This is a genomic window from Myroides sp. NP-2 (assembly GCF_014145665.1).
Taxonomy (GTDB): domain Bacteria; phylum Bacteroidota; class Bacteroidia; order Flavobacteriales; family Flavobacteriaceae; genus Flavobacterium.
The window spans coordinates 1-559 of sequence record NZ_JACHTD010000055.1 but is presented as its reverse complement, the minus strand read 5'-3'; the positions used below and the strand labels follow the sequence as shown (position 1 = coordinate 559).

Below are 559 nucleotides of genomic sequence, written 5' to 3'. Positions count from 1 at the left end.
AAAGGCGTTCTCTACGTTGTTGGCTACTATGGGATCGCTCTGTTCATAAATACTCAGCTTGCTGTAATCCACATTCAACAAATTACCCGATCCCTTTAATCCAAAGGCCAGTTTATACTCACTATTAAGATCAATCCCATAGGACAGATCTACTGATAGGGTATTTTCATCCATCGCACCTAGGCGGTCATTGATGAAATTTACTCCCAAACCTAAGCCTGAGCGTCCCAAGGGAGTGTCTGCCGCTAAAGTGGCTGTTTTAGGAGCTCCATCCAAACCCACCCATTGGGTGCGATACAATCCAAAAAGGTTCAATCCCTCTGAACTTCCTGCATAGGCAGGGTTTATTCGGGTGTGATTGTACATATAATGGGTGTATTGAGGATCTTGTTGGGCATGCGTAAGGCTGGGGAAGCAACCTAGTACCACTAGGCTGATCCCAAAATATATCTTGTTCTTTTTCACGATAAGCTAGGTTTTAATTCGTCTCTAAATGTAGGTAGCCCGATTTTTTAATCGTACGAGAGCCGTGTTTGTCGCTCTTCTCATAGGTCAAAAT

Annotated in this window: 1 protein-coding gene; it reads right to left on the bottom strand. The window is 43.6% G+C overall.

Annotated elements, in window-relative coordinates; genetic code table 11:
- On the bottom strand, nt 1–465 hold a 465-nt coding region (locus H4K35_RS15610; protein WP_182628815.1), incomplete at its 3' end, for a PorP/SprF family type IX secretion system membrane protein.
- Between the last annotated feature and the right edge of the window lie 94 nt (nt 466–559).